12 protein-coding genes are annotated in these 8,960 nt (G+C 51.5%); 10 read left to right on the top strand and 2 right to left on the bottom strand.

The genetic code is table 11. The features are described from left to right. Positions 1 to 62: 62 nt before the first annotated feature. Positions 63 to 434, bottom strand: coding sequence for a hypothetical protein (locus KVP70_RS31865; protein WP_217946406.1), 372 nt, complete (start codon positions 432 to 434; stop codon positions 63 to 65). 92 nt (positions 435 to 526) lie between these two features. Here KVP70_RS31865 and KVP70_RS31860 point away from each other — a divergent pair, with 92 nt between their 5' ends. From KVP70_RS31860 to KVP70_RS31815, 10 genes are all read left to right on the top strand, one after another. Then, positions 527 to 772 (top strand): helix-turn-helix domain-containing protein, encoded by a 246-nt coding sequence (locus tag KVP70_RS31860; RefSeq protein WP_217946405.1) that lies wholly within the window; start codon positions 527 to 529, stop codon positions 770 to 772. Positions 773 to 862: 90 nt separating this feature from the next. Continuing rightward, complete coding sequence (locus KVP70_RS31855) at positions 863 to 1,501, top strand: hypothetical protein (protein WP_217946404.1); 639 nt, start codon at positions 863 to 865, stop codon at positions 1,499 to 1,501. Between the two features lie 3 nt (positions 1,502 to 1,504). Beyond that, on the top strand, positions 1,505 to 2,620 hold the full coding sequence (locus KVP70_RS31850) for a helix-turn-helix domain-containing protein (protein WP_217946403.1): 1,116 nt from the start codon (positions 1,505 to 1,507) through the stop codon (positions 2,618 to 2,620). A gap of 7 nt (positions 2,621 to 2,627) precedes the next feature. After that, positions 2,628 to 3,515 (top strand): AbiTii domain-containing protein, encoded by an 888-nt coding sequence (locus KVP70_RS31845; RefSeq protein ID WP_217946402.1) that lies wholly within the window; start codon positions 2,628 to 2,630, stop codon positions 3,513 to 3,515. 53 nt (positions 3,516 to 3,568) lie between these two features. Continuing rightward, positions 3,569 to 4,192 (top strand): hypothetical protein, encoded by a 624-nt coding sequence (locus KVP70_RS31840; RefSeq protein ID WP_217946401.1) that lies wholly within the window; start codon positions 3,569 to 3,571, stop codon positions 4,190 to 4,192. 245 nt (positions 4,193 to 4,437) lie between these two features. Next, positions 4,438 to 5,616: an AAA family ATPase gene (locus KVP70_RS31835; protein WP_217946400.1), complete on the top strand. Its 1,179-nt coding sequence runs from the start codon at positions 4,438 to 4,440 to the stop codon at positions 5,614 to 5,616. Beyond that, positions 5,609 to 6,307: a hypothetical protein gene (locus KVP70_RS31830; RefSeq protein WP_217946398.1), complete on the top strand. Its 699-nt coding sequence runs from the start codon at positions 5,609 to 5,611 to the stop codon at positions 6,305 to 6,307. The genes KVP70_RS31835 and KVP70_RS31830 overlap by 8 nt, the downstream gene beginning before the upstream one ends. Before the next feature lie 178 nt (positions 6,308 to 6,485). Next, positions 6,486 to 7,160, top strand: a complete 675-nt coding sequence (locus KVP70_RS31825; protein ID WP_217946397.1) for a glutathione S-transferase family protein — start codon at positions 6,486 to 6,488, stop codon at positions 7,158 to 7,160. Positions 7,161 to 7,451: 291 nt separating this feature from the next. After that, complete coding sequence (locus tag KVP70_RS31820) at positions 7,452 to 7,955, top strand: hypothetical protein (protein ID WP_217946395.1); 504 nt, start codon at positions 7,452 to 7,454, stop codon at positions 7,953 to 7,955. Next, positions 7,948 to 8,412 (top strand): hypothetical protein, encoded by a 465-nt coding sequence (locus tag KVP70_RS31815; protein ID WP_217946394.1) that lies wholly within the window; start codon positions 7,948 to 7,950, stop codon positions 8,410 to 8,412. The genes KVP70_RS31820 and KVP70_RS31815 overlap by 8 nt, the downstream gene beginning before the upstream one ends. A 370-nt stretch (positions 8,413 to 8,782) precedes the next feature. Here KVP70_RS31815 and KVP70_RS31810 read toward each other — a convergent pair whose 3' ends face one another. Continuing rightward, positions 8,783 to 8,944 (bottom strand): hypothetical protein, encoded by a 162-nt coding sequence (locus tag KVP70_RS31810; RefSeq protein ID WP_217946393.1) that lies wholly within the window; start codon positions 8,942 to 8,944, stop codon positions 8,783 to 8,785. Positions 8,945 to 8,960 lie beyond the last annotated feature (16 nt).

Raw genomic sequence — 8,960 nt, 5'->3', positions numbered from 1 at the left:
TGCAGGCCCAGCGCGGTGGTGAACAGGGTTTCGACGCCAATACTCATCGGGGACTCGTGAACTCAGAAAGTGGATGTAACCGACATGTTACCCGATGTCAAATTCCACACGGAACGGCATTGAGCCTCATTTGTTACGGCATCGCAGATAACTCCGCCATTTTTGACTACTGGAAGCGAGTTTAAATATATTAAATCGTTGAGTACCTTGTTTCCCGTGACTTTTCCGACCATGTTGGAAACTGGGACTAATTCTCCGAATGGTATTTTGTTCAATGGAATATTCGTTACCTTTCCACTAAATCCAGTGTTTTTCCCATTTTCATAAATCTTGTTATTTGATATCTCTGCGTTGCGAAAATCAAGTGCATTGTTGCAGCCACAAAGAAGCAAGCTAATGAGCGCTGCGGCTATTGCTACGGTTGTCTTTGTCATATAACGCTTTCACGAGGTCAGGTAGGTGGCCGGCAAAAAAATGGGTCGTAAATGCCGTGGTCGTTTTCGCATCATAGCGAGACCATTGCGACATGGCAAGAGTCTCAGTAAAAACCGATCACGATAACGCGCTGGTGCGCTTGGGCAGCTCTATCCGCGCTCGTCGCCAGGCGCTCAGCTTGTCGCAGGAAGCACTTGCGGATTACGCTGGCATTGACCGGTCCCACATGGGTAAGATCGAGCGTGGCGAACGGAACGTGACAATTTTGAATTTAATGAAGATCGCCGCAGCGATGAGCTGCCATCCGTCGGACCTGCTGTCTGCCGCAGGATTGTGAGGGCAGGGGGGCGAACACAACCGGTTGACAATTCTAGATAAATGCAAGATGATGTGGTTTACAAAATCCACTTTTTGCAAGGAGCCGCTTGTGGAATATCCTCACCCGAGTACCTTTTCCTCAGACCTCACTGACGAGCGGCTTGGTACTATTGCTGCCAAAATGTTAGACGTGCGTTATCTCACTATCCGGCAGATGGATACCGAATTCGACGATAACTACACCAGGGAATGTCCTGTGTATGGACGCACCCGTAACATGCTAATTGCTCTTGCTCGGAATAAGGAGCTGCCGTGGCTCTCGGTCAAGTGCATGGGCATGGGGGTAGAAATTTCCATTGTGAACGTGAAGTGCAAGTTTTTCCGGGACGACGTGGAGAACCCTGAGAAGGCTGGATTTTTCAAACGCGATGGTTTCCTCTGCTTATTTGAAGAAGAGGACAACGTCCCCTTGCTATGGCGCTTCGTGATTGAGCGTGCGCTCACGGAGGAGGACGAAGATCAGATTTATTTTGTTGGATACAACAAGTTCAATGAAAAAATTTCGATGTGGCACTATGAGGGTGGAGCGGCGCCCCTGTATTCGGTTGATCAGGTAATTCCTCCTGCTGCGAATATGGGACCTGCTGAAATTGATGTCCGCGAAGCTGGAGAGGATGACCTTTCGAATTCAAGCGAGGAAGACTCTAACCCTGCGACGCGTAATACCGGAACGGATAGTGCTGAGTAAGTGATGCAAAATCAATTCAATGGGAGCGAGCTTCGGCTCGCTCGAATTTTTAGTGGTTTCGCTCTTGAGGAGGTTGCAGAGCGAGTTGATAAGACTCGCCAATACCTTCATAAGCTTGAAACTGGGCAAGCTTCGCCTACCCCGGCTTTATTGGAGCAACTCGCAGATGTTTTGGAGGTAGCACCTTCATTTTTGCTGTGTGACCATACTGCGATGCTAGAGGAAGACAATTTTCATTTTCGCAAGCTCTTCACAACTAGAGCTATGGTGAAAAATGTAGTTATGGCAAGGGGTGAGTTGACTGGTCGGCTAGTCAGATATCTGGATAAAGAGTTGCGTCTTCCCAAGGTCCGCATCCCGGAAATTGCGAATGTCAGTTCCGCAGAAGACATTGAGAAGGCGGCGGAACAATGTCGTAGGGAATGGGAGCTTGGGCTAGGGCCCATAGCGAATATGCATAGACTTGCAGAAAACGTCGGCGCTGTGATTACTAGCTTCCAATCTTTCTCAAAGGAGATTGATGCGCTATCTGTAGCGGTTCCTCGCCCCATCATTGTTCGGAACGAAGCCAAAGAAAGTATCTGCCGTCAGCGTACTGATATCGGGCACGAACTGGGCCACTTTGTCCTACACACGGGCATTGTTACCGGAGATAGGCTGACTGAGGGGCAGGCAAATCGATTTGCTGGTGCGTTATTAATACCACGTTCTATGATGGCTAAGCACTTTCCTAGACCACGAGGAGCAAGGTTGGATTGGCAAGGACTCTCTGAGTTCAAGCTATCGTGGAAAGTTAGCAAAGCTGCTGTCTTGTATCGGGCTCGGCAACTTGAGCTCATTAGTGAAGACCAGTACAAGACAGGAGCAATCACTTTGCGACGAACTGGTGAGGCGACAGGTGAACGTGAAGACCATTTGGTTGAACAAGAGGGACCTGAATTGGTAGCTCGGGCCTTTAGAATGCTGGCCGAGAAGAAGGCGATATACGCTGAAGACGTTGCGGAGTCGTTGCGGATTTCTACAGCGTTGCTTCGGAACTTAGTTGGGTTTGATATACCCACACGTCCTCCCGGAGTTCCTAAACAGGTACAGCGTCCAACTTTGCAACTGGTCGGATAAAAACTAAATGGCACAACCAATCATACTGCAACTTCAAGAGCTGGCATCGAGCAGCAAACATGACATCGCGGATCTATTGCGGAAGGCATTGATCGTTGCGACCAAACTGCGGTTAGATGACTTCAAGGTGTGGATAGGAGCAGAACTTAACGGGTATAAGGACGCAAACTCAATTCCAGACTATCGAATCATCTACGGTGACGTGAGAGTTCAGAATCCTTATCGCGGTTTGATTCCTTTGGAGATGCCTCCGGAACTTCGTAAGACTCTAAGCGTAGTGAGAGTTTTTGAATCGGTAAGCAAAATTCAAGAACTTGCTTCTGTCGATGGGGGAGAGGCTATCTGCTACTACTTGCCGCCCAAGCAAGAAAATGCAGTAATGCAGGCTCAAGGTGATTATCCGATGCGTCCCGTCCGAATAGTCAGTGCGAGCACTTTGCTTGCTACACTCCAGGCAGTTAGAACCCGTATCTTAGAATGGGCACTTCAGCTTGAGGAGCAGGGGGTGCTGGGGCATGGGCTTTCGTTTTCCGAACAAGAAAGGAGCGCGGCGATGTCGAACAACATTCGTATCGAGAATTTTCAGGGCGTGCTTGGGAACGTCAGCGGTGGGACTGTTTCGCAGACCAATTCACTAACCGTCCAATCGTCTAACTTTGAATCGCTAGCTAAATATTTAGAGCAGCAGGGAGTCAAGACGGATGAGGTTAAACAATTAGAAGTGGCGATTGCATCGGATTCGCGCCCTGAGTCAAGCTCGAAGCTTGGGCCGAAGGTAAGTGCTTGGGTAGGAAAGATGATGGTCCGTGCAGCGTCTGGTGGGTGGGATATTGGTGTTGCGGCGGCGGGCGGCCTATTAACGAGTGCAATTGCTAAGTTCTACGGTTTGCCGTGATAGTGTTGTGGGCATGAACTAGGTGGTCCTATGTAAAATGCAAAGGAGATTTAATGAAGTCGCGAGAGCTCTTTACGACACCAGTACTCATTGTGACAAACTACACAATTACCGCGCTTCAGACAGGAAAATTTCTGCACCGCTTTACGCCAGAGACAACCAGTTCTGTGTACCAGTTTATCGCTAATCAAGAGCCCCTTCTTGATGAGGGGCAACGTTACAACATTGGATATACGGTTGAGGATGGTGTGAATTGGGTAGACATGTCAGCGACGGCAAAGGCGGATGATGTCGATCCTCAAAAGAGCTATTATGTTGCGGGGTTGTTTGGCGAACAGTTACGTGCTGCCGAAGGTCGAAAATCCGATGAACGAGTACGGCACGGAGCGCTCGACGGACGCTATCTCGGTAAAAAATATGCTTGGCGAATTTACGGTATGGTGGTTGCCCGAGATACCTTCGACATGTACTTGAAAGATATTGGCCATCCTACCGTTCAGTGCATGACGGATGACACCCCCTCCCTTGCGTACAAAGAGGAAGGATTGAGGGAGGCGATGAACGCATTAATCCAGTCTGTAACGAGAGTCGGCGGAAATCGATTTAGCTCTCCGTTGGTTTCGTCGAAGAAGTGGTTTCAAATTAAAGGCATATCTGCCATAACAGATAAAAAATAGTCGCTCAGTGCGGCAATGCGATTCAATCCAGCTCAATCGATGCATGGACGATGCTTCGGTGTGCCGGGCGGTGTAAACTCAACTCGACGTTCGCGCTCCTTGTGGAGCTTGGTCATTATTACAGGTGTACTAGCTCAAGCAAAGTAGGATCGCGATATGCCCGCCTGTCCTACCGCAGCGGGGGCATAAGGGATCAGCGGCGATGGTGCTATGACGGGTCGTACGCAATTTTTTTCGGAAGTTCTATGATAAAAACAATACACATAGATGGCTTCAAATCTATTGTTTCCCAGCCCTTAGATTTGGGGCGGATAAATTGCTTTATTGGCGCTAATGGGGTTGGTAAGAGCAATATTCTAGAGGCGATTGGTGTCCTTGGGGCCGCTGCCAGCGGAAAGGTTGATGATGAGTCTCTACTGCGTAGAGGAGTTCGTCCAGGGGTTCCAAGGCTATACAAAACATCCTTTGAATCGGTAACTGTGCCGGGGCACATTGGACTGTCCGCTGAAAGTACTCGTGATGCCAGCTATAAGGTTTCGCTGCTGAATCCTCTAGAAAATCCTGATCCTGCTTGGTCATTCAAGACCGAGAGGCTGGTGGAGGGGGACATTGAAATTGTCTCTGATGGAGTGCGGAATAAACGCAATTTAACGCCGTCAGCTGGGCTGGCTGCGTTGAAAGCCGTGGAAATCGACAGGGATAGTGGTGCTGCTGATCTAATGGAGCGCTTGCAGAATTTTGCCATCTATTCCCCGAACACCCCTACTCTTCGCGCCATGATTAGCGATCCGCAATCACGCAATCCATTGGGTTTAGCCGGAGGGCGGTTGGCGGAAGCGTTCGCCGAATTTCGAAAGCAAGTACTCGAACCAGACGACGATTTGATGGACAGTGTGTATGAGCTTGTGGATTGGGTCGCGGATATTCAAACCACCTCGTCTGCGGGCTCTCTTTTGTCGCCTTCTGTGGCACGCACGCAAGTGGTGCTGAAGTTCACGGATCGGTTTATGCGAAAAAGCCGTAACACTCTAACAGCTTATGATGCTAGCGAAGGGGCACTGTACGTTCTGTTCTGTGCGATCTTGTGCATCTCACCTCACGCACCGAAGATTTTTGCAATTGATAACCTAGACCAAGCACTAAATCCTCGCTTAGTGGGTCGCCTGACTGCGAAGTTGTCGGATTGGCTGGCGAGAGGCGAGAGTGGACGGCAACTGCTGTTCACTGCTCACAATCCCGCCGTTCTGGATGGCTTAGATTTGGAGGCTACTGATACGCGACTGTTTGCAGTGGAGCGCAATAGCGACGGGCATACCGTGATTCGGCGTATCGAACTTAATCCAGAATTGGCAAAACTCCACGCTACCTATCCGCTGTCGCGTCTATGGATGATGGGGAATTTAGGGGCTATGCCAAATGTCTGACCCGAGGATTGCTTTGGTGGCGGAAGGGGACACAGACTACGTCTTGATACATGCAGCGTTGAAGGCGATATTACAGCGGCCATTTTTACTTGATCAATTGCAGCCCGAACCTAACAAGCCTAAGCTCGGTAGTGGTTGGGGGGGCGTCTTCAAGTGGTGCCAGGAATTTCGTCAGAGGGGAGCCACCAGTATTGAGGCAGATCCAACGCTAAGTGACTATGACCTTGTCATTGTGCATATTGACGCGGATGTCGCGGATAAAAGCTATGAGGATTGTGGTCAAGCAGTGGTAGAGGCTGCCGCCAATTTGCATGCACTGCCGTGTTCGCTTCCGTGTCCACCTCCCTCTAGTACTGTGGCAGCGATGGAAGCGGTTTTATTAAGCTGGTTAGGTATCCCAGCAACTGGAGCCAAAAGCATGTTCTGTATCCCGTCCAAAGCAACTGAGGCATGGCTTTCGGCAGCAGTCCTTCCGAGCGATCACGCTTTGCTACAAGGCTTGGAATGCAATCTAAATGTTGAAGGGCGATTAGCAGTACTGCCCAAGAATTTACGGGTTAGAAAGAGCGTCCGGGTATATAAAGACTTGGCTGAAGTTGTGACCTCTAGGTGGGGAGACGTGAAGCAGTTATGCACTCAGGCCGATCTGTTTGATCAGCGTATGCAGGTTGTGAAAGCCGCGTTGCCATAGCACAGCCCAACTAGGTCGTACAGTCCACATCCGCATTGGGCCTGCGCCTAATTGAGGGACACTTCTATCTATCGGTACACGGTTAGGTACACGCAAGATTGGCAGTGTCGAGAAATTCTAGATTTCCTGCGGGGTTGCAGGCAGGTCACAATCTTCTGCATCGAAATAAGGAAGCACCATGATCCTCTACCACAGCATCGCCGCGCGTTCCTTCCGTCCGTTGTGGATGCTGGAGGAGCTTGGGCTGCCATATGAGTTGCGCATGATGGCCTTCCCACCGCGCGTACACGACAAGTCCTACCTCGACATTAATCCCTGCGGCACCGTACCTGCCTTCTTCGACGGCGACATGCGGATGACGGAATCGGCGGCGATCTGCCAGTACCTGGCCGAGCGCCATCCGGCGGCGCGGCTGAACGTCGCGCTGGACGAGGCGGACTACGGCGCGTGGTTGAACTATCTGCACTTCGGCGAAGCCACGCTGACCTTTCCGCAAACGCTGGTGCTGCGCTACAGCCGCTTCGAATCGCCGGAGCGTTTGCAGCCGCAGGTGGTGGAGGATTATTCGCGCTGGTTCCTGTCGCGCCTGAAGACATTGACGCCGCGCCTGGAGCAGAACGAGTTCCTGTGCGCGGGCCGTTTCACAGCGGCCGACGTCTCGATCGGCTACGCGCTGCTGCTGGCCGAGCAGCTGGGATTGCATACATCGTTCACGCCGGCCGTCGCCGCCTATTGGCAGCGGCTGCGCCAGCGTCCCGCCTTCCTGCGCGCGCAGGCCGCCGAGCAGGCTGCTGCATTGGCGCAGGGCGTATCGTCGCGGCCCGCAACGGAACTGCCGACCGAGGCTATTTGATTATCGTAGTGGATTGCAGTCTATGGTCAATGGAGTATAGTGCTCTAAACATGTCACAGTTTCCTTGATGAATATTCCTCGCAAAAGACCTGCTGATTTGCCTGACTTCGACGCGCCTCCGCTCGATGAGGTAGTTCTTGGTGTTCAATTTGACTCTCTGACTGGCTATCAGCAGATACGATGTGGCCAAGTTTGGGAGCTGTATCGTGACAAATATCCTCGCGTTGAAGAGCACTCACCGTTACCTCCGTCATTTGAAATTTTTGGAGGCAGTTTCAACCTGACCGACTTTTGCACAATTGGCGCAAAGTGGAGGGCTCCGGCAGTTATCCCCACTTTGAAGCGATGGCCGATGATTTCAACAACGAGCTTTCTCTGCTCGAAAAATATGCTGGCCAACTGGAACCGCAGTCTCTTGCAATCAATCAGTGCGAGATTTCTTATATCAATAAGATCGCCATTGAATCGGAGGCCGAACGAGACCTCGCGAAGTGGGTGACGCTGTGGGCTGGCAAGCAGATTGAATCGGAGAGCATCGGCTTTAGCCTGCGGCATGTTTTCAGGCGAGACAATGGCTCACCTTACGCAAGAATGTTCATTGACTGTGGTTCCGGGATGGATGTAAAGGGCAGGCCCACATTTGGGCTGACTATCTCGATGCGGGGAGCTCCGCTTGAGACAACCATTGCATCCGCAATGGACTTTATGATCTACGGCCGCAGCGCAATCGTGAAAAAATTTAGCGAAATTACTACTCCATATGCGCATGAGAAATGGGGAATCAAGAATGTATAACTCAACATTTTCTGGAGCGGTGACTCGCCATGAGCGAGCTCAGGCCGTTTATCGTGCGATCAGCATGAGCGCGTCGAACTCGTCAATGCTGGACGCAGTACGTGCCAAGCTTGCAGCGCTTCGACAGCTTGCGTATGGGTGGGACGGTTATCGGGGAGTGGCAGTTTCCCACGAAAATGCGTATTTTGCTGCGCAGCTTTTATCGCAGATATGTGGGCCGGACACTCCGACGCCGGCAATCGTCCCTGGGGCGGTAGGGGATCTCCAGATTGAATGGCATACCGCGCATGGCGATTTGGAACTGCACATTGTGAGGCCGTATGACGTCCGCGCATTTGTCAGTTTTGCCAACTACGGCGCTGACGAGGAGTTGTCGCTGACAAGGGATTTCTCCCAAGTGGCAAAGTGGCTGCTTGCAATTACCGAGGGCGACGGTGTTGTCCCCGCCGCCGCGTGATACAGATGGAAACGTAACGCCGCACGATCACGACGGAATCTACGATACCGACGGCATTTTGCGGAAGGTTACGGAACATCATCTGGTCCCGGACGGGAAGGGGGACGTCGGCTTTCTTCTCTACTTCTGAAAATTAGTTCTCCAACCACCGGTATCTCTGTGGACCTTGAGCAGTTGATACTGGATGATGGACTTGATCCGCTAGTCCAGATCATGCTTCCCCCGCCTGCGGCGATTGGTGCCGTCCGATTTGTCGCACGAGACTTTCGACAAGAAACACTCACGGTAGGGTTTGATCCCATCTACGACGATCCCATCCGTGTGAATCCTTATCACGGTCAAATCTGGGGCGACATGACCCAAGGGAAAATCAAGCGGCTGCTGCGTCGGGCGCAATGGTTCGTTGAAATTCCAGACGTTGTGATTCCGAGGTAGGAACGAGTTCCTTTTCCTGTTCGCGCGCCTCGTCGCGCAGAAAATCCGAAAACCACGTCAACGCCTCCTGCTCGGTGCGGGTAGGGCGCCAGCCCATGTCGTAGGCGCTTTGC

The organism is Duganella violaceipulchra (assembly GCF_019166075.1).
GTDB classification, from domain to species: domain Bacteria; phylum Pseudomonadota; class Gammaproteobacteria; order Burkholderiales; family Burkholderiaceae_D; genus Rugamonas; species Rugamonas violaceipulchra.
This window is presented reverse-complemented; position numbering and strand designations above follow the sequence as displayed.